The sequence below is a fragment of the Stutzerimonas kunmingensis genome, assembly GCF_900114065.1.
GTDB classification, from domain to species: domain Bacteria; phylum Pseudomonadota; class Gammaproteobacteria; order Pseudomonadales; family Pseudomonadaceae; genus Stutzerimonas; species Stutzerimonas kunmingensis.
Window position 1 is genome coordinate 240152 of sequence record NZ_FORS01000002.1, and the last position, 26676, is coordinate 266827.

General features: G+C 66.0%; 17 protein-coding genes. 8 read left to right on the forward strand and 9 right to left on the reverse strand.

The genetic code is table 11. The annotated features are described in order from the left end of the window. Positions 1–14 precede the first annotated feature (14 nt). Both BM275_RS05600 and BM275_RS05605 read right to left on the reverse strand, forming a co-directional pair. Positions 15–1052 (reverse strand): AraC family transcriptional regulator, encoded by a 1038-nt coding sequence (locus BM275_RS05600; protein WP_090519804.1) that lies wholly within the window; start codon positions 1050–1052, stop codon positions 15–17. 7 nt (positions 1053–1059) lie between these two features. Next, the gene (locus BM275_RS05605) at positions 1060–1974 is read right to left on the reverse strand and encodes a GGDEF domain-containing protein (RefSeq protein ID WP_090519809.1); all 915 of its coding nucleotides are present in this window, start codon (positions 1972–1974) and stop codon (positions 1060–1062) included. Between the two features lie 986 nt (positions 1975–2960). Between BM275_RS05605 and BM275_RS05615 the strand changes: the two genes are divergently transcribed. From BM275_RS05615 to BM275_RS05640, 6 genes are all read left to right on the forward strand, one after another. After that, complete coding sequence (locus BM275_RS05615) at positions 2961–5444, forward strand: TonB-dependent receptor (RefSeq protein WP_090519814.1); 2484 nt, start codon at positions 2961–2963, stop codon at positions 5442–5444. A 75-nt stretch (positions 5445–5519) separates the two neighbouring features. Next, positions 5520–7436 (forward strand): phytase, encoded by a 1917-nt coding sequence (locus BM275_RS05620; RefSeq protein WP_090519816.1) that lies wholly within the window; start codon positions 5520–5522, stop codon positions 7434–7436. A gap of 69 nt (positions 7437–7505) precedes the next feature. Then, the gene (tolQ, locus tag BM275_RS05625) at positions 7506–8231 is read left to right on the forward strand and encodes a protein TolQ (protein WP_090519818.1); all 726 of its coding nucleotides are present in this window, start codon (positions 7506–7508) and stop codon (positions 8229–8231) included. Between the two features lie 13 nt (positions 8232–8244). Then, the gene (gene tolR, locus BM275_RS05630) at positions 8245–8706 is read left to right on the forward strand and encodes a protein TolR (RefSeq protein WP_090519820.1); all 462 of its coding nucleotides are present in this window, start codon (positions 8245–8247) and stop codon (positions 8704–8706) included. Then, positions 8706–9533, forward strand: a complete 828-nt coding sequence (locus tag BM275_RS05635; protein ID WP_090519823.1) for an energy transducer TonB — start codon at positions 8706–8708, stop codon at positions 9531–9533. The genes tolR and BM275_RS05635 overlap by 1 nt, the downstream gene beginning before the upstream one ends. 28 nt (positions 9534–9561) lie before the next feature. Beyond that, positions 9562–11523 (forward strand): PhoX family protein, encoded by a 1962-nt coding sequence (locus BM275_RS05640; protein ID WP_090519825.1) that lies wholly within the window; start codon positions 9562–9564, stop codon positions 11521–11523. Between the two features lie 22 nt (positions 11524–11545). Here the strand turns inward: BM275_RS05640 and BM275_RS05645 are convergent, their stop codons facing one another. Continuing rightward, positions 11546–14539 carry a PAS domain-containing protein gene (locus tag BM275_RS05645; protein ID WP_090519827.1) on the reverse strand — a complete coding sequence of 998 codons (2994 nt, stop codon included), beginning with the start codon at positions 14537–14539 and terminating at the stop codon, positions 11546–11548. A gap of 207 nt (positions 14540–14746) precedes the next feature. On the opposite strand from BM275_RS05645, the gene BM275_RS05650 reads away from it, so the two are divergent. Then, positions 14747–16711, forward strand: coding sequence for a DEAD/DEAH box helicase (locus tag BM275_RS05650; protein WP_090519829.1), 1965 nt, complete (start codon positions 14747–14749; stop codon positions 16709–16711). Between the two features lie 3 nt (positions 16712–16714). Here BM275_RS05650 and BM275_RS05655 read toward each other — a convergent pair whose 3' ends face one another. The 5 genes from BM275_RS05655 to BM275_RS05675 form a co-directional block, all read right to left on the reverse strand. After that, a complete protein-coding gene (locus tag BM275_RS05655; RefSeq protein ID WP_244153856.1) occupies positions 16715–18436 on the reverse strand; it encodes a bifunctional protein-serine/threonine kinase/phosphatase in 1722 nt (573 codons plus the stop codon). A gap of 59 nt (positions 18437–18495) precedes the next feature. Beyond that, positions 18496–19308: a formate/nitrite transporter family protein gene (locus tag BM275_RS05660; RefSeq protein ID WP_090519833.1), complete on the reverse strand. Its 813-nt coding sequence runs from the start codon at positions 19306–19308 to the stop codon at positions 18496–18498. Positions 19309–19393: 85 nt separating this feature from the next. Further along, on the reverse strand, positions 19394–19777 hold the full coding sequence (nirD, locus tag BM275_RS05665) for a nitrite reductase small subunit NirD (protein WP_090519834.1): 384 nt from the start codon (positions 19775–19777) through the stop codon (positions 19394–19396). Continuing rightward, positions 19777–22335, reverse strand: coding sequence for a nitrite reductase large subunit NirB (nirB, locus tag BM275_RS05670; protein WP_090519836.1), 2559 nt, complete (start codon positions 22333–22335; stop codon positions 19777–19779). Before nirB ends, nirD begins: the two co-directional genes overlap by 1 nt. Positions 22336–22781: 446 nt before the next feature. Further along, entirely contained in the window at positions 22782–23540 is a 759-nt protein-coding gene (locus BM275_RS05675; RefSeq protein ID WP_090519838.1) for an SIR2 family NAD-dependent protein deacylase, read from the reverse strand. A 261-nt stretch (positions 23541–23801) separates the two neighbouring features. On the opposite strand from BM275_RS05675, the gene BM275_RS05680 reads away from it, so the two are divergent. After that, positions 23802–25133 carry an oxygen-independent coproporphyrinogen III oxidase gene (locus tag BM275_RS05680; RefSeq protein WP_090519840.1) on the forward strand — a complete coding sequence of 444 codons (1332 nt, stop codon included), beginning with the start codon at positions 23802–23804 and terminating at the stop codon, positions 25131–25133. Between the two features lie 14 nt (positions 25134–25147). On the opposite strand, the gene BM275_RS05685 is transcribed toward BM275_RS05680, so the two are convergent. After that, complete coding sequence (locus tag BM275_RS05685) at positions 25148–26644, reverse strand: methyl-accepting chemotaxis protein (RefSeq protein ID WP_090519841.1); 1497 nt, start codon at positions 26642–26644, stop codon at positions 25148–25150. Positions 26645–26676: the final 32 nt, after the last annotated feature.

The following is a 26676-nucleotide window of genomic DNA, read 5'->3' on the forward strand; positions in this document are numbered from 1 at the left end:
ACCTTAGCATGCCGTCAGGGGGCGTCGAACAGCGGCTGCAGCCCGCTGGGCACCACGCCGGTCCAGCGCTTGAAGGCGCGACGGAAGTTGGTGGTGTCGTTGAAGCCGAGGTGCCGCGCCACGGCCTCGTTGCCGAGGCCTCGGGCCTGATAGAGGTAGAGCGCAACGTGCGTGCGCACCAGATCGAGCTGTTCCTGGAAGTGCGTGCCGTGCTTGGCCAGCTTGCGCTTGAGCGTCGCCGGACTCATGGCGAACGCCAAGGCGACGCGCTCCAGGTTCAGCGGCTCGCGGATGTTGTCATGCAGGTACTGATAAAACGCATCGAGAAAGGCGCAGGGGCCTTCCAGCGCTTCGATCTGCTGCTGGCTGGCCTGCCGCGCGACCTGGCCTACCGTGGCCGAGGCATCCGGCCAGGGCTGATGCAGGTACTCGCGGGGCAGGCTGAGTAGGGTCAGGTGACGGTCGAACTGCAATGCATCGCCCAGATGCACCCAGTACTGCTCGACGTGGCGCGGCTGCGGGTAGGCGAACTGGAAGCGCCACGGCAGGCGCAGGCCGCTGCCGCGCTTGCACAGTGCGACGATAGCGGTCACATGCGCCTCGATTAGAAACCGTTGGTGCCGACCGGCGCTGCCGCTGTCCAGCCAATAGATGTGCAGCTGGTGCTCGTCCAGCAGCAGCCTTGGCGCCAGCAGCGGGCAGAGCAGGGCGCGGAACTGGCTAAGACGCTCCAGCGCCTGTTCGAGGTTGCCGGCATTGGCCAGTGCAAGGCTGACATCGCCGTAGTGCCCGGGCAGCAGGCGCTGGCCGAACAGAAAGCTGCTGTCCGCAGCACCCAACAAGCGTTCGGTATTGCCGATGAGCGTCAGCAGCTGCTCCGGGCTGACGCGGGCACGGCCGCTGGCGACGTCCTCGTAGAACAGCCCGCTGCCGCGCAGCAGCGCATGGCTGTCGATACCGCGCGAGAGCGCCAGGTCGAGCAACACCGCCGGCTGGTGGTGCGCGGCGATGAAGCGGGTGTCCCATTCGTACCAGCGTAACGGGCTTTCCATGGTCGCCTCAGGCGCAGCGTGGCAGGGACTGCTTGGCCTTGGCCAAACCGAGGTTGAGGCGTTTGAGCAACAGCTCGGAATCGTCGTCGAAGGCCATCACCACCGCGGTGCTGGCGCGCAGATGCAGGCGTTCCCCGTGCTGGCGCGTCTTGTGCGCGAGGCTGGCGACGGCGGTCTGCAACTCCTCGGCGAGCTGCCGCGCCTGTTGCTCGGCGGTATCGGGCAGCAGCACGACGAAGCGATCCCCGGCGAGGCGGCAGAGCAGGTCCTGATGGCGCAGGTTGAGCACCAGCAACTGCGCCACGGCCTGCAACACGAGGTCCCCTTCTTCCTGACCGTAGCGCTGGTTGACCCGGCTGAACTCGTCGAGGTCCACCGCCAGCAGCGACAGCGGCCTTTGCTCGTCGGCGGCCTGGCGCAGGGCCGAGTCCAGTTGCCGACGCAGGTACTCGGCGGTGCCGAGCGGGGTCAGGTTGTCGAACAGGCGATGCTCGCGGAAAAGCCGTTCGCGCTTGTGCATCTGCGCGTTGATGGCGCGCTGTTCCTGGTTCAGGTGGTAGATGCCGAACGTCAGCAGGATCAGGCCGACCGGCATGGGTGCCGTTTCCAGCCAATTGTCCCAGGCGATGTTGGCGGGGATCTGGATGAATTCGTCGAGCAGGTCCATCCACCAGGAAAAGCAGATGCAGGCCAGCCCCAGCGCCAGCAACCGCGTCACCCGGCCTGCCGGGCGGCTGTGCAGCAGCATGATCAGCCAGGCGAGGGCGAGGGCGGCGCAACCGCCTTCACCGACCACGTCCATCCAGTCGATCTCGCCCCAGGATTTGAGCTGGCCGACGGCGAGGAGCAGCTGCAGGCCGACGTTGGCAGCCAGGGCGAGGCCGAGGAGGGTGAGGGTGTGGAGTTTGAGGAGGGATTTCATCGGGTCTCCGTGGCGAGGGATCGCGCCAGTGCGTGAGGGCACGGAAACAGATGGATGTGACGGTTGGATGAATGGGGTGGGGGTTGAATTGGCTCAGGTTTTTTTTGGTTGATTGGACAGTTTGGTGGGGGGCTCGGGAATGTGGTTTGTCCTGATGGATCGGATCAGTTCTGGACGAGGTGCTTGCTGCATCGAGTCTATGCCGATTGTCGAGTTGCCTGGCGATTTAGGTTTCGCCCTGCGGGGCGAGTCACTTTCTCTTGCCTGGCCAAGAGAAAGTAACCAAAGAGAAGGCCACCCCGACATCCGGGTTTTGCTTCGCAAAACTCCCCTCCCTCCGGCGCTGCTCCGGGGGCCGTCGCGAAGGGACGTCCCTGTCCCTTCACTCCTCGCTCGGCGTCCTGCCTCGCGTCCCCCTGCGCAACGCCTACGTTCGGCCTCCTGACGGGGGAGTTAGTCCGAGATGCCTGACAGATTGAGAGGCTTGGTTTGTAGTTTTTGATCGATTGAAAACTATCAGGCGACTCCAATCGCCCCTTCAGGAGGGTGAACGGAGTCGTCGCGTAGAGGGGCGAGCGGCATGGATGCCGCGAGAGCCGTAAAGGGCCATGGATGGCCCTTGTACGGCGACCCTCGGAACGGCGGCGTAGTGAACGAACCCGGAGCGAAGCGAAGGGCCGGATGCAGGGGCAAGCGTTTTTGCCTACTTTTTCCGCGACTGGAAAAAGTAGGTCGCCCAGCAGGGCGAAACAGAGCTACCGGATACACGAAAAATCGGACTTGGCGCGGTGCTTATCCACCGCACCACAAAGCTATGGTCGCGCTCAAAAACAGGTCATATCAGCTCAATCCCGCTCGCAAAATCCCCGAAAACCCCCTGTTCCAAGCCCTCCCCGAACCTCCTGTCACAGAACCGCCATATCCCCCACCTACCGTCCGCTGCAGTTCCGGGATGGACCCGGTAAACACCGTTCGGGGGATTGTTCATGAGCACATACCGCAGCGGCATCCGCCATGCAGGATTCCGCATCAGCCTGCTGGCCCTGGCCGTCAGCGCCGGTTCGGCCTGGGCCGAGGAGCCGCTTGTCATGGAGCACGTCGAAGTCATTGGCCAAGCGGTCAGCATCGACGAGGCACTGAAGGACCAGCGCAATTCCGACAGCGTGAAGAGCGTGGTGCATGCAGACGGCATCGGCCAGCTGCCGGACGACAACGCCGCCGAGGCGCTGCAGCGCATTCCGGGCATCTCGGTCGAGCGCGACCAGGGCGAAGGGCGCTTCGTCAGCGTGCGCGGCATCGCGCCGGATCTGAATAGCGTCACCATCAACGGCACGCTGGTCCCATCGCCGGAGAGCGATCGCCGTGCCGTGGCGCTCGACGTGCTGCCATCGGAGCTGGTGCAGTCGCTGTCGGTGGTCAAGACGCTGACGCCGGACATGGATGCCAATTCCCTGGGCGGCACCATTGAGGTACAGAGCCTGTCGGCCTTCGACCATGACGGGCTGTTCTACAGCCTCAGCGGCGAGGGCAGCTATGACGACAACGTCGACAAGATCAGCCCGAAATTCTCTGGCGCCATCAGCGACCGCTTCAGCCTGGGCGATGGCGTCGACAATTTCGGTGTCGCCGCGGCCGTCAGCTGGCAGGAGCGCGACTTCGGCTCGGACAACGTCGAGACCGGCGGCAAGTGGGACTTCGCCGACGACGGCGCGCGGCTGGAGGAACTCGAGCAGCGCGACTACGAGATCACCCGAGAGCGCACCGGCTTCGGGCTGAACTTCGACTACAAGCCGGACGATGTCAGCAGCTACTACCTGCGCACGCTGTACAGCCGCTTCAAGGACACCGAAACGCGTAACGCCGCCGGTGTCGCCTTCGAGGATTCGCAGCTGCCGGGCGAGACCGGTGACGCCGAGGGCTGGCGCGAGCTGAAGTCCCGCGAGGACACCCAGACCGTGCAGTCCTACGTGTTCGGCGGTGAACGCATGATGGGCCTGTGGACCCTGAGCGGGCAGGCCGGTTACAGCCAGTCGCGCGAGCGCAATCCGGGCGGTATCGCCAGCGCGACCTTCGAGGGTAATTTCGCCGATGCCGGCTTTTCCAGTAGCCGCAAGCCGCGCCTGACGATCGATTCGTCCTTCTACGACCCGGCGTCCTTCGAGTTGGATGAAGTGGAGTGGGAGAAAAGCGACACCCGCGACCGCGAGAAGAACGTCCGCCTGGACCTGGCGCGCGAGTACGACATCCGGGGTTACGCCGCGCAGGCCAAGTTCGGCGGCAAGCTCAGCCGTCGGCACAAGGACAACGATAACGAGGTCTGGAAATACGACGATTTCGACGACCTGACCCTGGCCGACTTCCAGGGCGGCAGGGTCGACTATGCGCTCGGCCGCTTCGGCCCAGGCATCAGTGCCTCGGCTATCGAGGGCGCGATTGGCGGTCTGGATGCCAGCGAGTTCTACGACGAGGAGGAGTCGCGCATCAATGACTTCGACATGCACGAGGACATCAACGCCGCCTACCTGATGAACACCGTGGATATCGACCGCTGGCGCGTCATCGCCGGCCTGCGCTACGAGGGCACGCGCTTTCGCGCCAAGGGCACCGGCCTGCGCGATGACCAGTTCGAGTCGATCTCCAGCAGCAGTCGTTATGACCACTGGCTGCCGGGGCTGCACCTGCGCTACCAACTGACCGACGACACCATGATCCGTGCCGCCTGGAGCAACAGCGTAGTGCGCCCGACCTTCGGCCAGCTGGCGCCCGGTTTCGTCATCGACGGCAACGACGCCGAGTTCGGCAACCCCGATCTCAAGCCGCTGGAGTCCGCCAACTACGACCTCGGCATCGAGCACTACATGGGCCGCGCCGGCGTGGTGTCGGCGTACCTGTTCTACAAGGACATCGATAACTTTATCTACAACACCGATCTGGCCGGCACCGGCCAGTGGGCCGCGTTCGACGAAGCGCTCAGTTTCCAGAACGGCAGCAGCGCGAAGCTCTACGGCCTGGAGCTGGCCTACTCGCAGAAGCTCGACTGGCTGCCGGCGCCGTGGAACGGCCTATTGCTGGGCGCCAACGCCACCTTCAGCCAGTCCGACGCGGACATCGAAGGGCAGGGCATGCGGCGCAGCATTGACCTGCCAAACCACTCCGACACGGTCGGCAACCTGATGCTCGGCTGGGAAAACGACCGGCTCAACCTGCGCCTGGCTGCCAATTACAAGTCGGACTACCTCTACGAGGTGGCCGGCATCGACGACGAGGCGCACGACCTGTACGTCGACGATCAGCTGTTCGTCGATTTCAAGGCGGGCTACTTCATCACGCCGAGCCTGCAGCTGACCTTCGAGGCGCTGAACCTGACGGACGAGTCCTACTACGTCTACAGCGGCCGCCGCGCCTACAACGCCCAGTACGAAGAGTACGGCCCGACCTACAAGCTCGGCCTGACCCTCACCCACTTCTGACCCCATGCCGCTCCGGTGCCCGCCGTTCCCCTTTACGGTCGGGCGCCGGCAGGCGGCAGCCTGAATGGATACACCATGAACGCATTACACAAAACCATGCTGCTCGGCCTGTGCATCGCATTGGCGGCCTGCCAGTCCACACAGCCAGATACCCCGGCGAAGTCGGCCCAGCTGAACATCAGTGAACCGCTGTTGGCCGGCCTCGAGTATGCCCAGCTGCTAAACGGCGACACCCCTTGGGCCGGTGCCGACCGTGTGCAGGTCGATGACCAGGGCCTGCAGCTGCTGGACGCCGCCGGTAACAGCCTGGCGCGCCACGCCGGGCGCTTCGAAGGACTGGACCATCGTGTCGACCGCCAGGGCCTGCTGCTCGCCACGGTCGAGCGCAAGCGCCAGCAGGCGATGCTGATCGGCCTGAACGCCGCGCGTGCCTGGAGCCAGCCGCTGTACCTGCCGCGCACCGCATTCGCCATCGAGGGGCTGTGCCTGTACCGCGACAGCGCGCACAACGACTTCGTGTTTCTGCTCGGTGAGGAGGGCGTCGGCGAGCAATGGCTGGTCGGCAGTCAGGGCCGCCTGCTCGATGAGGCGCGGCGGGTGCGCGGGCTCAGCCTGCCGCCGCAAAGCGCCTTCTGCCAGACGGACGATGCCAGTGGGCAGCTCTATGTCAACGAGGAGTCCGTCGGCTTCTGGCGTTACCCGGCCGACGCCGAGGCGCCGTTGCAGCGCGAGCCGGTCGATCTGCGCCAGCCTTTCGGCAGCCTGGCCCATGCCGCAGCGGGCATGACGCTGGTGCCGGGCGGACTGCTGGCGCTCGATCCCGAAGCCTCGGTGCTGCATCTGTACCGGCAGAACGAGGCCGGCTGGCAAGCCGATGAGGTCATCGCACTGGACGGTTTCGACGAACCGGAGCGCATCAGCGCTCGCCGCAGTGCTGAGGGCGTCGAGCTGCTGCTGGCGGACGAACGAGGCCTGCAGTCGGCCCGTCTGGACTGGCAGCCGACCGCGCTGTCGCAGCCCGAGCCGATCGTCAGCCTGCCGGCCGCAGTTGAGACCGGCCCGGTGCCGAGCCTGGGTGATGCCGCCGATGATCCGGCGATCTGGGTCCATCCGCGCGATCCGGCGCAGAGCCGCGTGCTCGGCACCGACAAGAAGGGCGGGCTGGTGGTGTACGACCTGGACGGCCGTCAGGTGCAGGACCTGCGCGCCGGCCGGCTGAACAACGTCGATGTGCGCAGCGGCTTCCGCCTTGGCAGCAAGCGCGTGGACCTGGCTGTGGCAAGCAATCGCGATCACAACAGCCTGCACCTGTTCGCCATCGACCGGGCGAGCGGGGTGCTCCGCGATGTCGGTGAGGTCGCCACGCCGCTGAGCGAAATCTATGGCCTGTGCATGTTCCAGGATCGCCAGGGCACTACCTACGCCGTCGCCAACGACAAGGACGGCACCTTCCTGCAGTACCGCCTCGATGGCAGCTCCGGCCAGCCGCGTGGCGAGCTGGTGCGGCGCTTCAAGCTGGACAGTCAGCCCGAGGGCTGCGTGGCCGACGACCGCAGCGAGCGGCTGTTCGTCGGTGAGGAAGACGTCGCGGTGTGGGTGGTCGATGCCCGCGCCGATGTGCCGGCGGTGCCGGAGCAGGTCATCGGTGTCGGCGGGCCGGTCTACGACGACATCGAAGGTCTGGCCATCTACCACGGCGAGCGCGGCGACTACCTGGTGATTTCCAGTCAGGGCAACGACAGCTACGTGGTGCTCGATGCCCAGGCCCCCTACGCCGTGCGCGGCGCCTTCCGCATCGGCCTGAACGCCGAGCGCGGCATCGACGGAGCGTCCGAGACCGATGGGCTGGAAGTCACCTCGGCCAACCTCGGCGGCATCTGGAACCGCGGAATGCTGGTGGTGCAGGACGGCCGCAAGCGCATGCCCGAGGGGACGCAGAACTACAAGTACCTGCCCTGGTCGGCGATCGCCGATGCGCTGGGTCTGGACTGACGTCATCGCCCGCTAACCGACCCGCAATCCAATAGCAGCTGCCCCAGTCGGGGCAGGAGGAAACGATTCATGCAAACGACTCTCGAGCACATGTCCATCTGGGGTTTGATCAGCGAAGCCAGCCTCGTGGTCCAGGCGGTGATGATGATTCTGGTCCTGGCCTCGGTTTCGAGCTGGTACCTGATCATCCGTCGCAGTGTGGCGTTGCGCAGCGCCGAACGCCTGCAGCGCGGCTTCCTGCAGCGCTTCCGGCAGGGCGGCGATCTTGCCCAGCTCTATCGCGAAGGCCAGGCGCAGCCGTTGCCGGACGAGGCCGCGCTGCAGCGCATCTTCCTCGCCGGTTACGGCGAGTTCGCCCAGCTGCAACGCCAGCCGGGGATCGCGCCGGATTTGGTGGCGCAGGGTGTCGAGCGCAGCCTCTACGTGGCCGTCGCCGAGCAGGAGGAGCGTCTGGAAAAGGGGCTGCAGTTTCTCGCGACCGTGGGTTCGGTGAGCCCCTATATCGGCCTGTTCGGTACCGTGTGGGGAATCATGAACTCCTTCCTCGGCCTGTCGCAGGTGCAGCAGGCGACGCTCTCGACCGTCGCACCGGGCATCGCCGAAGCGCTGATCGCCACGGCCATCGGCCTGTTCGCGGCGATTCCCGCGGTGATGGCCTACAACCGCTTCGCTGCTCGTGGGCAGACGCTGGTCGGCCGTTACTACGCCTTCGGCAACGAGCTACAGGCGCGCCTGCATCGGCGCCTGCATCGGCGCCTGCACGCCGCTTCACCCAACGTCGCCGCAGCCGCCTGAGGAGGACGCCTTCATGATGGTCAAACCACAGCACAAACACGGGCCCAAGGCGGAAATGAACGTGGTGCCCTACATCGACGTGATGCTGGTGCTGCTGGTGATCTTCATGGTCACCGCGCCGATGCTGGTGCAGGGCGTCAAGATCGAGCTGCCCAAGGTCGCAGCCGAAGCGCTGCCGGTGGAGAACGAGCGGCAGATCCTCACGCTCTCGGTAAAGGCCGATGGCGGCTTCTACTGGAACCTGGGCAGCGAGCTGGACATCGACAACCAGACCGACAGCGCCGTCGACCTTGCCGAGCTGCAGGCCAAGGTCGGCGCGATCATCGCCGAGCGCGGCGACACCCAGGTCTATGTCCGTGCCGACGAGGCGGCGGACTACGGTCGCGTGGTTGCCGGTATCGCCGAGCTGCAGCGCGGCGGGGTGGTCAACCTGGGGCTGATCACTGAGGCGCCGGCCGGAGCCGGGCAGCCGTGATGATGACCTTCAGCACGCCCGCCGCGTATGGCAGCGAAGTTGTCCCGCGACAGTGGATCGGTCCGGCCGGGGCTGCATTGCTGACCCTCGGGATGCACGCCGGACTGTTCGCGCTGTTGCTCGGCAGCTGGTCGCCAGCGCTGGAAATGCCGGTCGCCACCCAGGTGATGCAGACCCAGTTGATCAGCCTGCCGCCGCCGGCGCCAACCGAGAGCGCAGTGCCGGTCGAACCGCCCGTCGAGCCCGCGGTCGAACCGCCGCCGCGCGAGCCACAGGTCGATACCCACGCCCAGCAGCGACTCGAGCAGGCCGAGCTGGCCTTCAAGCGCGCCGAAGAGGAGCGCAAGGCCGAGCAGCTGAAGCAGCAGCGCGAGCAGTTGGAACGCCAGCGCGAACAGCAGCGTCAGCGCGACGAGCAACGCCGCCAGGAACAGGCACAGGAGCGGGAACGGATGGCTCAGGAAGAGGCACGGTTGCAGGCGGCGCGCGAAGCCGAGGCAACGGCACGCGCGGAAGCGGCTGAGCGCGCGCGACAGGCTGCTGCGGCCGAAGCGGCCAGCCGGCAGTACCTGCCGATTGCCAAGAAGCCGCCGGTCTACCCGCAACGGGCGCTGGACTCCGGGCTTCAGGGTTCCTGCACGGTCAGCTACACGGTTGATGTGCAGGGTCGCGTGCGCTCGCCCGAAGTGGTCGGCGACTGCCATCCGCTGTTCATCCGCCCATCACTCACCGCCGCCAAGAGCTTTCGCTACCAGCCGCGCATCGTCGAAGGCCGCGCGGTTGCCGTGCCCGACGTAAAGAACACCTTCCATTACCGCATCGAATGATGCCGTTACGACTCAGGAACCGTTTTCGATGAAACAGGATTTCACCGATTTTCACGCGAGCGTGGGCGCTCATGACGACCAACCGGTCAATCCGAGCGGCAACGTGCCGCTGCAGCAGGCGATCGATCACCGCCGGCGCGGGCTGCTCAAGGGTGGGCTCGGCCTGGCCGGCATCGCCTTTCTCGGCGGCGGGATGGCCGGCGCGCGAGCCGCAACCCGGGGCGATTCGCTGCTCGGCTTCGAAGGTATCCCGACCCAGCTCGACCCGCATTTCGACCGTGTCGAGGTGGCGCCGGGCTACAGCGCCCGGGTGTTCTTCTCCTGGGGCGATCCGGTGCATGCCGACGCACCCGAGTGGCAGCCGGATGCCGGCGACGATTGGCAAGCCCAGCTCAAGCAGGCCGGCGACAACCATGACGGTATGCATTTCTTCCCGTTCCCCGACGCGCCCGACAGCCGCGGCCTGCTGGCCATCAACCACGAATACGTCAACCCGACGTTGCATCCAAAGGGCATCGCCGTGGTCGATGGCCGACGCCCGCTGGAACAGGTGCGCAAGGAGCAGGCGGCTCATGGTCTGAGTGTCATCGAGGTGCGCAAGGATGCGCAGGGCGAATGGCAGCGGGTGATGGATTCACCCTACAACCGCCGCATTTCCGGCATGACGCCGATGGCCATTACCGGGCCGCTGGCCGGCCATGCAGCGATGCAGACGATGGACGACCCGGAAGGAAAGAGGGTGCTCGGCACGCTGAACAACTGCTCCAGCGGCTTCACTCCCTGGGGCACCTATCTGGTCTGCGAGGAGAACTGGCACAACTACTTCGTCAACCACGACGCCGACGACCTTGCCGCGCGCGTCTCGCACAACCGCTACGGCATCGCCGGCGGCGGCATGAGCAAGCTCTACGGCTGGGGCACGGTCGATCCGCGTTTCGATGCCACGCCGCAGGCAGGCCAACCCCATGGCGGCTTCGTCAACGAGCCGCACCGGTTCGGCTGGGTGGTGGAGGTCGATCCGTTCGACCCGCAGAGCGCGCCGGTCAAGCGCACCGCCTTCGGCCGCTACTGCCGCGAGTGCTCGGTGCTGTCGCTGGGCGAGGACGGGCGCATGGCGTTCTACTCGGGCGACGACACCAAGGGCGAGTACGTATACAAGTTCGTTCCCAGCGGCCGTTTCGTGCCCGGTGCGGACGCGGCCAACCGCCGCTTGCTGGATGAGGGCACCTTGTATGTCGCGCGTTTCGATGCCGACGGCAGTGGCCAGTGGCTGGCGCTGGTGCACGGCGAGCATGGCCTGACCGCGGAAAACGGCTTCCCCAGCCAGGCCGAGGTGCTGCTCAACGCCCGCGCCGCCGCCGACCGTGCCGGCGCAACGCCGATGGACCGGCCGGAGTGGGTCGCAGTGCATCCCGATACCCGCGAGGTCTACGTCACCCTGACCAACAATGACGGGCGCGGCAGCAAGCAGCCGCTGGACAAGGCCAACCCGCGACCGAACAACCTGCACGGGCAGATCCTGCGCTGGCAGGAAGAGGGCCGCGACCCGACCGCCACGCGCTTCCAGTGGGAAGTCTTTCTGCTCGCCGGCGAGCGCCGCGGTTCGCGCGATGCCCAGGGCCAGCCGGTTGCCGCCAACCTGATCGGCACCATAGACGGCGACTGCTTTTCCTCGCCGGACGGGCTGGCCTTCGATCGTGACGGGCGCTTGTGGATCGAAACCGATTTCGACGATGACGAATCGGTGATGCAGGCCATGGGCACCAATCAGCTGCTCTGTGCCGATCCGAAAACGCGCGAGGTGCGGCGTTTCCTGGTCGGGCCGCGGGGTTGCGAGATCACCGGCATCACCTGGAGCCCGGACTATCGCGCCATGTGGATCAACGTGCAGCACCCGGGGCTGAGCTTTCCGGCCAGCGACGGCCAATCACGCCCGCGCTCGTCCACGGTGCTGATCACCAAGGACGATGGCGGCGTGATCGGCAGCTGACGATCACGCCGCCGTCATCTGTTCAGGAGCCGCCACGCAGCTGCTCGATGGCGTCGAGCAGCTGGTCCGGGGTGAAGGGCTTGGCCAGCCGGTGCAACGCTAGCGCCGGTGTGGTGGAGGGCAGTTCGGCGTAGCCGGACACCAGCAGAACCGGCAGCTGCGGGCGCGTTTCCCGCACCACGGCCGCCAGCTGCGCGCCGCTCATCAGCGGCATGGCGTGGTCGGTGACCAGGATGTCGACCTGGTTGACCCTCAGCAGGTCCAGCGCTTCGCCGGCCGAACGCGCGCTGAGCACTCGATGCCCGGCCGCTTCCAGGATGCCGACGGTGCTGAACAGCACCAGCTCGTCGTCGTCCACCGCCAGCAGGGTTAGCGGCTTCGTCGTGCGCCGGGGGCTTTCATCGGGTGCCGGCGTGGAGACAGGCGCCGATGCAGGCGCGTTATCCGCCGCCAGGGCCGGTAGCCAGATCTCGGCGGTGGTGCCCGCGCCGGGCGAACTGCGCAGCACCAGACGGCCGCCGGATTGCTCGGCCAGCCCATGGACCATGGACAGCCCGAGCCCGGTGCCCTTGCCGACACCCTTGGTGGTGAAGAAGGGCTCGACCGCGCGCTTGAGGGTCGCGTCATCCATGCCAGCGCCGCTGTCGCTGAGCTCCAGGCGCACGTAGCGTGCGGCGGGCAAGCCGTTCTGCTCCTCGGCCAGGCTCAGTTCTTCGGCGGTGATGCGGATATGGCCGACGCCGGCCATGGCGTCGCGCGCATTGGCGGCGAGGTTGAGCAGGGCGGTTTCCAGCTGGTTGGGATCGGTCTTGACCCGCGCCAGTCGCTGCGGCAGGTCCACCTCCAGCTGGATGGTCGGGCCGAGCGAGCTGAGCAGCAGTGCCTGCATGCCTTGGATCAACTGGCGCAGATCGATCGGCGTCTTGTGCAGTTCCTGCTTGCGCGCGAACGAGAGCATGCGTGCCGTGAGCGAGGCGCCGCGTTCGGCACCAGCGCGGGCGTTGTCCACCAGGCGCAGCAGCGCGGGGTCGGCGGGCATGCGCCGACGCAGCAGGTCGAGGCTGCCGAGGACGGCCATCAGCAGGTTGTTGAAGTCGTGGGCGATACCGCCGGTGAGGTTGCCCAGCGCCTCCATCTTGTGCAGCTGCTGCAGTGCCTGTTCGGCATTCACCCGTTCGCTGATGTCCAGCGCTTCGGGTACCAGGGCGAAGATGCTGCCGTCCTCGCCCGTGACCGGGCGCACGGAGAAAACGAAGACGCGCACGCCCTGCGGCATGTTCAGGGTCATGGTCACGCGCTCTGTGGCACCGGCCGCCACCCGCCGCGTCATCTCGCGGACCCTCTCTGGCATGCCGGGTGTCGCGGCGAACCAGGGCGATTCCCAGAATGGCAGGTAGGCCAGTTCGTTGAAGCGGGCGCCGATGCCCGCCAGCGCCGTGGCGTTCACGTAGAGAATCGCGCCGTCCGGCGCGAGCATCGCCATGTACAGGTGCGACGTCTCCAGCACCGCGCGGATGTTGGCCTCGCTGCGGGCCAGCGCTGCGGTGCGCTCGGCGACCTTGGCTTCCAGCTGTTCCAGAAAGCACTGCTCGCGTTGCCTGACTGCCGCAGCAGAGCGCACACGCTCGATGTGCGCCCAGGAGCGATCGGTGACTTCTCTGAGCAGGGCAAGCTCACAGGCGCTCCATACGCGAGGCACGCGGTCATGAATGGCCATCAGCGCGGTCAGTCGGCCCTCCTTGACCAGCGGCAGGCAGATGGTGGCGGAGATATCCAGTTGCTGGAAGGTCGCCGCGTCGGCGGCGGGCAGGCGGGCAAGGTGATCGTCGACGATGAAGGCTTCGCCGGCGCGCAGCTTCTGTACCGCCAGACTGCCGAACGCGGCGAGCTGGTAATGGCCGACGATGCTCATGCAGCCCGGCGCCGACCAGTCGCCACGGATGGTGAAGCTGTCCTGGTCGGGCTCCATGTCGGCGTAGGCGCAGCTGGACAGTCCCAGATGCTCGCCGAGCATGCGCGTGGTGGTGGCCAGGATGGCATCGGCATCGACGCTGCGGGCGGTTTCCTTGGCCAGTGCGTCGAGGAAACGCAAGCGTTGTTCGTTTTCGCGCAGGGCCTGTTCGGCCTCGGCGCGCTCGGTGACGTCATGACCCTCGACGAAAATGCCGCAGACATCGCCATTCGCATCGGTCACCGGCTGGAAGACGAAATCCAGCAGGCGCTCTTCCTCCGCCTCTCCCTGGATGCGCTGCAGGCCAACGCGGATACCGGAGCCGACAAAGGCCGTGCCGCTGCGATAGACCTGGTCGAGAATGTCGATGAAGCCCTGCCGCTCGACCTCCGGCAGCGCTTCGCGTACCGGCCTGCCGATGACATCGCGTTCACCCACTACCCGCAGATAGGCCGGGTTGGTCATCTCGAAGACATGTTCCGGGCCGCGCAGCATCGCCATCAGCCCCGGTGCCTGTTCGAACATCTGTTGCAGGCGTGCCTGCTGGCGCTGCAGCTCGCGCTCGGCCATTACCCGCTCGGTGGTTTCCACCACGAGAGCGATCACGCCGGCCGGCCGGGCCTGATCATCAAACACCGGCGAATAGTCCAGATTCATCCAGGCGCGCTCGGGGCGGCCGCTGCGGTACAGCAGCAGTTCCTGGTCCTTGTACGACAGCGCGCCGCCAGCCAGGACGACCTTCATCACGTTGTCGTTGAACTCGGCGACTTCCGGCCAGCCCTCGCGTACTTCAGAACCGAGCAACTGCGGATGTCGGCTGCCGGCGAGCTCTGAATAGGCGTCGTTGTAGATCATGACGCCGCGCTCGCCCCAGAGCAGCGCGATGGGCGTCGGCGAAAGCAGCAGCATGGCCGTGACGGTCTTCAGGCTCGACGGCCATTCTGCCAGAGGCCCCAGCGCCGTCTGCGACCAGTCGAAGCGGCGAATCAGTGCGCCGAGCGCGCCGCCGGCGGGGAGAAATGCGAGGCTCGAGTCGTCAGGCGCGAGGTTTGCTGCTGGGTCCATCAGTAGCGATCCGTATCCGGTGTGAAGACAGGGCAGGGCTGTACAGGCGAGAGCTGGTTCAGCTCAGACAGCCGATTGCCCGGGAAGTCGTGCCGGCGAGGCAGGCGATTGCTGGCACCATTCGCTGCTGTTCGTCCTTGCAGCGGCCAGCGTACAGGGAAAAACCCGTACCATATCAACGATATGCAATGCCCACGGTGATTTCCGATGTTTTCTGCCGTCAAGCGTTACAGGGCTCTGGTCGCCGGGGTGCTGCAGCGCTGTTTTCCACGTACCTCGGCCCATCTGCGTGATGAGGACGAGCTGTTGTTTCGTCGCTGGGGCGGTGCGCCCGGCAAGGCGAACAAGGCCACGGCCAGCAAACGCAGGGGCAAACCTGCCACCAAGTCAAAGAGCAAGTCGGAAGGGCCGCCGCATGCCACCGCCAAGCCGCGCAAGGCCGCCGCTCAGGGCATCTATGCGGCTGCGCAACTAAAGGTTGAGGATGCGCAGGTCCAGGCGATGCGTGACCGCGTCGAGCAGGCGGTAGCTGCCGGGATCGTGAGCGCACCGTCGCAGGAGCAATGGGCAATGATCCTCAGCCGCAGCCCGGTAACGCGGATCTTCGCCGGTGCCGGTTCCGGCAAATCCACCACCTTGTTGCTGCGGGTGGTGTTCATGCTCTGCCACATGGGCATCGAGCCCGGACGCTTGACGGTCATCTCGTTCACCAACGCCTCTTGCGCGCAGCTGCGCGAACAGCTGGTGCGCGTGCTCGGCTTCTGGCAGGTGCCGTTCGATGCACAGCAGGCGCGCCAGTGCGTACGCACCTTCCATTCGGCCATGGCGCAGCTGGCGCGTGAAGTGCTGGAGCGACCGGTCTGGTTCGAGCAGTTGGACGACAAGGCCGCCGCGGCGGACGAACCGGACAACCCGTTGGCCAATGCACGTCTGCGCCCGGCGCAATTGCGTCTGCTCAAACAGGCCTATCAGCGGTGTTACGCCGAACAGGCGTCATTCCGCGAGTTGGTGCACCGGTTGCTCGATCTACCCGTGCCGCCGACTGAGGCCGAGCAGGGCAAGCGCGCCGCGCCGAAAGCGCCCGGCGATACCTTCACCCTGGCCGGTGAGTTCACGCCTCTGCCGCTGTATGAGGCCTTCCATGCCCAGGCGGGCTTTATCGAGAGCATCGGCATTCGCATCGATCAGCTGCAACCGGGCAAGCTGCAGTGTGCAGCGCGCGAACGGGATTTCGTCGAAGCGCTGGTGAGCTTCCATGGCTACTTCAGGGCCGCGCTGCGTGAGCAGGGGCTGATGACCTTCAATGAGGCCTTTCAACAGCTCACCGAGCGTTTGGGCTCGGGCACGGATGTGCCCCAGGCCAGCCTTGCGCCGTTCGAGCACCTGCTGATCGATGAATTCCAGGACATTTCCCCGCAGATCGTCCAATGGCTGCAGGCCTTGCACCGCCAGCTGGCGCGCCAGAAGGCCGGCCCGAGCCTGATGGCCATCGGTGACGACTGGCAGTCGATCTACGGCTGGCGCGGCAGTTCGCCGGAGTTGTTCATGGACTTCGACAAGTACTTTCCGCGGCGCGGCGCCAAGGGCAGCGAGACGCTGCTGCTGGAAACCAACTACCGCTCCATCGAACCGGTGATTCGCGATGGCGAGGCGGTGCTGGCCGGCGTGCAGTTCAAGCAGGCCAAGACCAGCCGGCCATGCAAACCGACGCAGCCCGGCGACCACGGGGTAAAGCTGATCACCGGTTTCGACCTGAACAAGAGCCTGCCGAAGCTGATCGAGGCGATCACCGCGCAATGTGCCCATTTGGCCGAACGGCAAAGCCGCGAACGCACCGCGGTGCTGCTGCTAAGCCGGCGCAACGAGCCGTTGCGAACCATTCAGGCGCAGCTGGACCGCAAGCTGCCGGTCAAGGCCTACACCATCCACCGTGCCAAGGGGCTGCAGGCCGAGGTGGCGATCATCGTCGACGACTGCGCGCCGGTGCAGCCACACCCGTTGCGTAACGCGCTGTATGCCTACTCGGGTTTCTTCCGCAACAGCTATGACCAGGCCATGGCCGATGAAAGCCTGCGCCTGGGCTACGTGGCGATCACCCGCGGCGTCAGCCGGGTGTTCTGGTACACGCGCAAGGCCCAGGGCGCCACCGAGTGCCTGGCGCGGCGTGGCTAGCCGTCAACGCAACAGCAGCGTGACGACTGTCACCGCCAATAGCAGCGACAACCCTTTCCAGAACAGCAGCGGATTGCGCTCCAGCAACGGCGGGCGGGCGCGGTTGAGAAATGCCGGGTTGGGCTGGCGCAGCTCGAAGACGAACTCAGATAGGTCGGCGTAACGCCGCGCCGGGTCCGGGTGCAGCGCCTTGCCCAGCACTTCGTCGATCCACGCCGGGATATCGCGCTGTGCATGGCGCAGCGGCTGATAGCAGAGGCGTTTCTGCGCTGCAGTGGTGCGTGCCCTGGCGACGTCGGCGCCGTAGGGCAAGCGACCGCTGAGCAACTGATAGGCGATCACCGCCAGCGAGTACTGATCCGAACGCGGCGTGCCGGCCTCGCCGAGGAAGTATTCCGGCGCGGTATAGGCCGCGGTGCCGAGCAGGTTGTCCTGCGTGCCCGGTGCGTTGCGTTCGGCCAGCCCGGCGACGCGGGTCGAGCCGAAATCGATGATCTTCAGCGTGCCGGTGGCGTCGATCATCAGGTTCTGCGGGCGCAAGTCCTGATGCAGCATCTCCAGGCGGTGGAAGGCGCGCAGGCCGCGGGCGATCTGCTCGACGATGCCGCGCACGGTTTCCAGGTCCGGCTGTGGATGGTCGAGCATCCACTGCGCCAGCGTCTGGCCATCGATAAATTCGCTCACCGTGTACAGGTAACGGCGCTGCCGTGGCGGCGGGCAGGCCTTGACCACGTGGGGATTGTCCAGGCGGCGGGCGATCCACTCCTCCAGCAGGAAGCGCTCCAGATAGGCCGCGTCGCCCCGCAGATCCATCGACGGCGTCTTCAGCACCACTTTGGCGCCGCTGGCTTCGTCGACGGCCAGATGCACATGGCTGCGGCTGCTGACATGCAGCTCACGGACGATGCGATAGCCATCGAACTGCATGCGTGGCTCCAGCAGTGGTGGAAGCGCCAGTTCGCCGAGCTGTCGCTGCATATCGTCGACGGCCTGCTCCGGCAGGCTGTCTATGCGCACCAGCTGTGCGGTGAGGTTGTCGTCGCTGCCGTTGGCCAGCGCCTGCTCGACGATCCGTCGCGCCGCCACGTCGAGGTTGTCGCCATGCTCGGCAACGAGCTGCGCCACCTCCCGCGCGCCGATGTGCTCGTAGACGCCATCGGTGGCCTGCAGGAACAGATCGCCGACCACCAGCGGCAGAGTGCGGTAGTCGATCTCCAGGTGCCGGTCGATGCCCAGCGCGCGGCCGAGGTAGCTGGTATCCGCCGACACGCGCACGCGGTGATCTTCGGTCAGCTGTTCGAGGCCGCCGTCGCGCAGTCGATAGATGCGCGCATCGCCGACGTGGAACAGGTGCGCGCTAGCGGACTTGAGCACCAGCGCGCTGAAGGTGCAGACATAGCCGCGGTCGCGGTCATAGCGGTGCGGGCTGTGGCGGGTCTGTGCATGCAGCCAGGAATTGATCGCCACCAGTACCCGCTGCGCCGACTGCTTCACCGACCAGGCGTCGGGGGTGCAGAAATAGTCGGAAAGAAAGCTCGCCACCGCGGTTTCGCTGGCGACATGGCTGACCTCGCTGCTGCTGATGCCATCGGCCAGCGCAATGGCGATGCCCTTGCTGGCGAGCTGGGCGTCAGCGGGCACGCAGGCGCCGTGAAAGTCCTGGTTGGCCGGTTTGCGCCCGCGGTCCGAATGCTGGCCGAGGGAAATGGCGAGTTGGCTGGGCATCTTCATCTGCGCAAAAGCCCCGGCGCGCATGCGAGCCGGGGCCTTCGTTCACTCCAAAGTCAGTAGTCGGTGCGCTTGGGTGCGGTGCGCACGTGGGTGGTGTAGAGCGTCAGGCCGGTGAAGGCCAGGCCGCCGACCAGGTTGCCCAGCGCGGTGGGGATCTCGTTCCAGACCATGTAGTCCATCACCGAGAAGTCGCCGCCCATGATCATCGCCGAGGGGAACAGAAACATGTTCACCACTGAATGCTCGAAGCCCATGAAGAAGAACAGCATGATCGGCATCCACATGGCGATGACTTTGCCGCTGACCGAGGTGGAGATCATCGCGCCGACCACGCCCATCGAGACCATCCAGTTGCACAGCATGCCGCGCAGGAAAATGGTCGCCCAGCCCGCTGCACCGAACTCGGCGTAGCCCAGCGTGCGTGCCTCACCAATGTGCGAGATCTTCTCGCCGATCGGCCCCGGGTCGGTGGAAAAGCCCATGGTAAAGACGAAGGCCATCATGAAGGCGACCACCAGCGCACCGGCGAAGTTGCCGAGAAATACCCAGCCCCAGTTGCGCAGAATGCCGCTCACGGTCACGCCAGGACGGCGGTCGAGCAGGGCCAGCGGGGTGAGCATGAATACCCCGGTTAGCAGGTCGAAGCCCATCAGGTAAAGCATGATGAAACCCACCGGGAACAGCATCGCGCCGACCAGCGGCGAGCCGGTCTGCACGGTCACGGCCACCGCGAACACCGCGGCGAGGGAAAGAATGGCGCCAGCCATGAAGGCGCGGATCAGTGTGTCGCGGGTGGACATGAAGATCTTCGATTCACCGGCGTCCACCATCTTGGTGACGAACTCGGAGGGGATGATGTAGGACATGGCGGGTTTCTCTCGAATAGTTGGCAGAAGCTTTTAAATTCGGTGTTTCCGGGCGCCGCCGACAGCACGCGCGGCGGCGCGGAACTCAGACGAGGCCGATCTCGACGGCATCGCCGTTGAGGCGTGCCGGCCAGACGCGCAGGCTTTGTTCGGGGTATTCCATGCAGGTGCCATCGGCGAGGCGGAAGTGCTGTTTGTACAGCGGCGAAGCGATCACCAGCTCACCCTTGACGTTGCCGACGATGCCGCGGCCGATGACGTTGGCGCCGGACTTGGGGTCGCGATTGTCGATGGCGAACAGCTGCTCGCCTTCGGCGTTGTCGGGCAGGTGGAATAGCGCCACCTGGGCGCCTTCGTGCCAGGCCACTACACCGGAATTGGCGACCAGATCGGCACGGCTGCACAGTGCCTGCCAGGCCGCCGGGACTGCGGAACGGGAGTCGAGACGAACGACGTTGGACTGGCTCATCAGAGCACCTCCTGGGTAAGTGGGATCAGGTGAAGTTCGCTGGCGCGCACCGGCCGACGCTGGCCGCGCTCCTTGACGAAGTGGATGTCGGGGTCGCCGCGGCCGTCGTTGACGAAGGTGCGGAAGCGCTTGAGCTTTTCCGGGTCGCTGATGGCATTGGCCCATTCGCACTGGTAGCTGTCGACCACGTGCTGCATCTGGCTTTCCAGCTCGGCAGCAAGGCCCAGGCTGTCGTCAAGGACCACTGCCTTGAGGTAGTCCAGGCCGCCTTCCAGGCTCTCGCGCCAGACCGAGGTGCGCTGCAGCTTGTCGGCGGTGCGTACGTAGAACATCAGCACGCGGTCGATGGTGCGGATCAGCGCTTCATCGTCGAGGTCGGTGGCGAACAGCTCGGCATGCCGCGGGCGCATGCCGCCGTTACCGCAGACATAGAGGTTCCAGCCCTTGTCCGTGGCGATCACGCCGATGTCCTTGCTCTGCGCTTCGGCGCATTCGCGGGTACAACCGGATACGGCGAACTTGATCTTGTGCGGCGCGCGCAGGCCCTTGTAGCGGTCCTCGAGGCGCAGCGCCATGCCGACGCTGTCCTGCACGCCGTAGCGGCACCAGGTGCTGCCCACGCAGGATTTCACCGTGCGCAGGCTCTTGCCGTAGGCGTGACCGGTCTCGAAACCGGCGGCGATCAGCTCGCCCCAGATGTCCGGCAGCTCGTGCAGCTGGGCGCCGAACAGGTCGATGCGCTGGCCCCCGGTGATCTTGGTGTAGAGGTCGTATTTCTTCGCGACCTGGCCGATGGCGATCAGCCCCTCGGGGGTGATCTCGCCGCCTGGGATGCGCGGCACCACCGAGTAGGTGCCGTTCTTCTGCATGTTGGCCATGAAGGTGTCGTTGGTGTCCTGCAGCGGAATCAGCGCCGGATCGGTAATTGGCTGGTTCCAGCAGGAGGCGAGGATCGAACCCACCGTCGGCTTGCAGATGTCGCAGCCAACATGCCCGCGACCATGCTTGGCCAGCAGTTCGGCGAAGCTCTGGATGCCCTCGACGCGGACGATGCCGTAGAGCTCCTGGCGGGTGTAGGCGAAGTGCTCGCACAGGCTTTTGTCCACCGCCACGCCGCGCGCCGCCAGTTCGGAATCGAACACCAGCTTGAGCAGGGCGTTGCAACCGCCGCAGCCGGTAGCTGCCTTGGTTGCCGCCTTGAGTTCGCCGAGATCGGTGACGCCGGCCTCGACCTGGCAGCACACCGCGCCCTTGCTGACGTTGTGGCAGGAACAGATGGTCGCGCTGGCCGGCAGGGCGTCCGGCCCAAGGGTCGGAGCGCCCTCGGTCTGCGGCAGGATCAGCGCGGACGGATCGGCCGGCAGCTTGATGCCGTTCTGCGCGTACTGCAGCAGGGTGTCGTAGTAGCTGTTGTCACCGACCAGCACCGCGCCGAGCACGGTCTTGCCATCGGCGGATACCACCAGTCGACGGTAGCTGGCACTGGCCTCGTCGATGAAACGGTAACTGCGCGAGCCGGGTGTGGCGCCGTGGGCATCGCCGATGGAGCCGACGTCGACGCCGAGCAGCTTGAGCTTGGTCGACATGTCGGCGCCGTAGAAGGGCTCGTGGGGTTCCTCGGCCAGCTGCGCGGCGACACTGCGCGCCATGCTGTAGCCCGGTGCAACCAGGCCGAACACGCTGCCGTTCCAGCTGGCGCACTCGCCGATGGCGAAGATCGCCGGATCCGAGGTGCGGCATTCGCTGTCGATCACGATGCCGCCGCGTGGAGCGATCTCCAGCTCCGCGACATGGCCGAGGGCGTCCTGCGGGCGGATGCCGGCGGAAAACACGATCAGGTCGGTTTCGAGGAATTCGCCGTCGGTGAAGTTCATCCGCCAGGCGTAGTCCTCGCCGGCGACGATCTCCTGAGTGGCGCGCGACAGGTGCACGCCGACGCCCAGCGCCTCGATGCGCGCCTTCAATGCCGCGCCGCCTTCGCCGTCCAGTTGCACCGGCATGAGGCGCGGGGCGAATTCGACGACATGGGCTTCCAGGCCGAGCGACTTCAGCGCGTTGGCCGCTTCCAGGCCGAGCAGACCGCCACCAACCACCACACCGCGCGTGGCGCCGCTGGCGGCCGCACGAATCGCATCAAGGTCGTCGAGGGTGCGGTAGACCAGCCGCGCGCTGCCTTCGGCACCGCTGATCGGTGGCACGAAGGGGTAGGAGCCGGTGGCAAGAATCAGTTGGTCGTAGGGCTGGCGGCCGGAACTGGTAACGACCTCCTTACGTTCGCGGTCGATACCCAGCACCTGTACGCCCAGATGGGTGTAGACGCCGTGGCTGCTGTAGTAGTCAGCCTCGCACATGGCCAGCGACTCGGCATCGCGACCGCCGAAGTATTCGGACAGGTGCACGCGATCGTAGGCACGCTGGCGCTCCTCGCCGAACACATGCAGCTCGTAGCGGGTGAGGGCGCCGCGCTCGATCAGCTGTTCGATGCAGTGGTGACCGACCATGCCGTTGCCGACGATGACCAGTTTTTCGTGCGTGAGCGGAGTGACGGTAGAACTCATGGCCTTTCCTCAGTCGAGCTGCTGCGGCACTGGGCCGGCAAAACGCAAAAAGGCGCCTGGAGCTGGTATCAGCTCCAGGCGCCTTTGCCTGGTAATTAGTGGTGTGTGGGGTGGTCGGTCAGGCCTCGTTGCCTGCTACACCCGGTCCCGCGCCGCTTGGCTTGACGGTCGCCGCTGACCGTCTGGGACGTCCTGCCGCGAGGCGGCAGGTGTTGCGAGGGTAATTGCAGGTTGTGTGCCAGCTTGTCCGATAGCGTGGATTTGTGGCTGCCAGGCGCGCGGTTGCGGGGTATTGCGCGGTGCTGGTTGCCTGGACGCTGAGCGAATCAGCGTCCGTCACTGCGACCTGAGCGGGGCAGGCTTGAACCAGAACAGTGCGACGGTGCGGGCGCGATCCCCGCTTTGGGGCGATCAGGACCCGAGGCCGGGCGCAGATTGTTTCTGCATCAGGCGCCAAACGCCTCGCGGAGCAATTCGGGCAGTGCCTTGCCGGCGGGGAGGGCAAGCAGGTGTTCGCGGTTGCATGCAGTTGGTTCGCCCTGCGGATTGATATGCACCACGGTGGCTCCGGCGTCGCGCGCCCGGTGTGGCACCTCGGCGGCGGGGTAGACCACGCCGGAGGTGCCCACCGACAGCAGCAGGTCGCATTCGCCAGCCGCCTGGAACGCGGCATTGAGTGCAGCGACGGGCAGGCTCTCGCCGAACCAGACGACGCCGGGGCGCAGCCGTCCGCCGCAGTGGCTGCAACGGGGCGGTTCGAGGCGACGACCGTGTTCGGGCTCGTCGGCGGCCGGCAGTGGCTCGGCTGGCTCGCGGGCGCAGGCGAAACAGCGCGGTCGGTGCAGGCTGCCGTGCAGGTGAATGACATCCTCGCTGCCAGCACGCTCGTGCAGGTCGTCGACGTTCTGCGTGATCAGCGTCAGTTGCGGTACATGGCGCGCGAGGTCGGCGATGGCCAGATGAGCAGGATTAGGCTGGGACTGGAGGACGCGCATGCGCCGCCATTCATACCAGCCCCAGACCAGCGCCGGATCGCGGCGAAACGCTTCGGGTGTGGCCAGCTCGCCCGGATCGAAACGCTCCCATAAACCGGTCAGCGCGTCGCGGAAGGTCGGGATGCCGCTCTCGGCGGAAACGCCGGCACCGGTGAACACGACGACATGGCGCGCCGAGCGCAGGGCGGAAATCAGGGACGCTGGAATCACGTTCGGGCTCCGGGGTGCATGGATGGCGCACTATCAATACCATCGTGCTGTGGGCTTTTTCAAAACGTTGGCTGGTCGAACGGCGTTCGCGAGGGGCTGTTGTTCAAGCAGCACATCGTGTTTCGCGTCGGAGTTCTGACCGTCCGGCTGCTCGCCGTGGCCATCTGTCACCTACTTGACGGACGTCAACGTCGCCCGCAGCGGCTCGCGGATGATGCCGCGTAAAGCAACAGACGCGATATTCGCAGCCGGGAGGCTCTCATGCTTGGCTCAGTGACCTGGGACGACGCGCTGGTACAACGCTACGGACAGATTGGGCAGAGGCACTGCACCTATCCGGCTGCGGCCGATTTCAGCGACCGGATCGCCCCGCTGGATCTGCTGCGTGCGTTGCGCGAGGGGCGTCGCGCCGGCCGCCCGCTGTCGATATCCATTCACCAGCCCGGTGGCGTCGAGCTGCAGCCTGGCGAGGCCGCGGCCTATCAGCTGCGGCTGCACCGCGAGATCGAACAGCTCGGTTGCCATGCCGGGCCGCTGCAGCAGGTCGAGCAATTGTGGCTGAGCACCGGCACGCTGGGCATCGCCGCGTTACGAGAACTGATGACGCTGCTCAGAAGCCGTTTCAGTTTCGTCGATTCCCATGCCGGCAGCTTTCTCGCTGAAGTCGAGCTGGCTCATGTCGACTGGCCGCTGATTGGCGCACTGCACGAGCTCGGCTTCAACCAGCTCAGCGTCGCGGTGCCCGATCTGCGCGCGGACGACGGCAGCACGGTCGAGTACTTCCGCAGCTCGGCGCGCATCCGCGCGGTGATCGAAGCCGCCCATGCGTTGCATTACCGCTCGGTGAATCTGGATCTTGGCTACGGCAGGTCCTGGCAGACGCCGGCCAGCTTCGCGCGCAAGTTGGCGTCGATCATCGAGCTGGCGCCCGATCAGGTGACGATGTTCGATTACCGCGACGCGCCTCTGATCGCTTCCAATCCCGCGCGCCTCGGCCTGGCTTCGGTGGCCGATACACTGGCGATGTACCGCCATGGTGTCGAGCAGCTCAGCGCCGCCGGCTACCGCTACATCGGGCTGGGCAAGTTCGTCCTGCCTCACGACGATCTGGCGATGGCTCAGGAGATCGGCGCGCTGCACCACGATATCCATGGCTACACCCTTCACGGCGAATGCGATCACCTGGGGTTCGGGGTAGGCGCGATAAGCCGGGTCGATGGCCTTTATTGTCAGAACGCCAGCACCGCGCAGGCCTATCAGCAGGCGCTCGACCAGGACCAGCTACCGAGCATTTGCGGTCTGCACGCCAGCCATGTCGATCCGCTGCACCAGTCGCTGCTCGAACACCTGCGCTGCACCTTCGCGCTGGATTTCGACGCGCTCAGCCAGCACTGCGGCGTAGATGTGCGGCAGCGATACGCGCGGCATTGGCCCGCGCTGCAGCAGCTGCATGCCGATGGGGTGATCGTACTGGACGACAGCGGGCTGGAAATCCCGCTCCATGCTCGGCTACTGGTGCCGGCGGTGTGTGCGGCCTTCGAACAGCCAAACGCAATGGTGATTGGTCATTCGGCCGGGCGCCGGCGGCGCTGACTGGCGCCGCCGCTTCACAGCACGGTGAAGCGGCCGCTGAGGCTGCCGAGGCGACCGGCCAGCTCGTGCAGCTGACGTCCATCGTTATCCAGCTCGCTGGCGTCCCCTGCGTTACGCTCGGCGACCTGCTGCACGCTCTGCAGATGACGCCCCATATCGGCTGAAACCGCGGTCTGTTCGTGGGTCGCGGCGGCAATCATTTCGTTCATCTGGCTGATGTCCTCGATCTCGCTGGCGATAGCGTCCAGCAGGGCGGTGGTGTCCTGGCTGCTGCTCACGCAACGGGCCACGCTGTCGCGGCTGTTCTGCATCGCTTCGGTGGCCTTGCGACTGCCTTGCTGCAGGCGGCTGATGATGCCCTGGATCTCGGTGGTGGAAGCTGCGGTCTTCTGCGCCAGATTGCGCACCTCGTCGGCGACCACGGCGAACCCGCGACCCTGTTCCCCGGCCCGTGCGGCCTCGATGGCGGCATTGAGGGCGAGCAGGTTGGTCTGTTCGGCGATGGTACGGATCACCTCCAGCACGCGGTCGATCTGCTCCGATTGCGCAGCCAGGTCCTGAACCACGCGGTCGGTGCCTTCGATGTGTTCGGCAAGGGTGCCGATCTCGCTGCGTACGCTGCTGACCGCGCTGCGGCCCTGGCCGGCCTTCTGGCTGGCACCCTGGGCAGCCTGCGCCGCGCGATCGGCGTGGCCGGCGACGTCATCTATGGCTACGGTCATCTGCTGCATGGCTTCGACCATGTAGGCAGTCTCGTCCAGTTGGCGGCTGGCACCGTCACGCAGCTGGCGGGTAGCCTCGCTGAGGTTGGCGGCGGTGCCGCCCAGCCCCGCGGTGTCGCGTACCACGGCGCCGACCAGATCGCCCAGCTGGTCGAGCAGTTGATTGAAGCGCTGGGTGACCGGCCCGCTGACCTGGCTGCGGTAGCTCAGATCGATGCGTTCGGGACGCGCGGTGATGGCGGCGGCAGCGCCGAGCAGCGCTTCGCCTTCGCGGGCCTCGGCGGCGGCACGGATTGCCAGATAGACCAGGATTGCGCTTTCCAGCACCACGTAGAACGCATGCAGGAATACCTCGCCCCAGTTGCCATCGGGCATCAGGAATACGTCGGTGCCCTGTTGTTGCAGGGCGAAAAAGCTCAGGTGGTGCACGGCGATGGTCAGCGCGGCGACGACGATGGGCAGCCAGTCGCGGTAATACACCAGGAACGCCAACAGGGCGAAGATACCGAAATGCATCTCCAGCATGCCGTGTGCCTGGTTGATATGCAGCGCGGAGAACACCATGAATGCTGCGCCGATCAGGCAGCGCAGCAGACGTTGACCAGGGATCAGCATGTACAGCGCAGTTACGGCCACGCCGGTCAGCCCGCCGATGACCAGTGCTTGCGCCCAAGTGCCATGGAAAGCCGCCACGCCGAACGAATAGGCGACCAGAAACCAGATCACACCCAGCATGATGCGATCGGCCTTGAGGTAATGCGCTTGCAGCGTGACGCTTTCGCTGTTCATGGATGACTCCGGGTGAAAGTCCGCACTCCTGT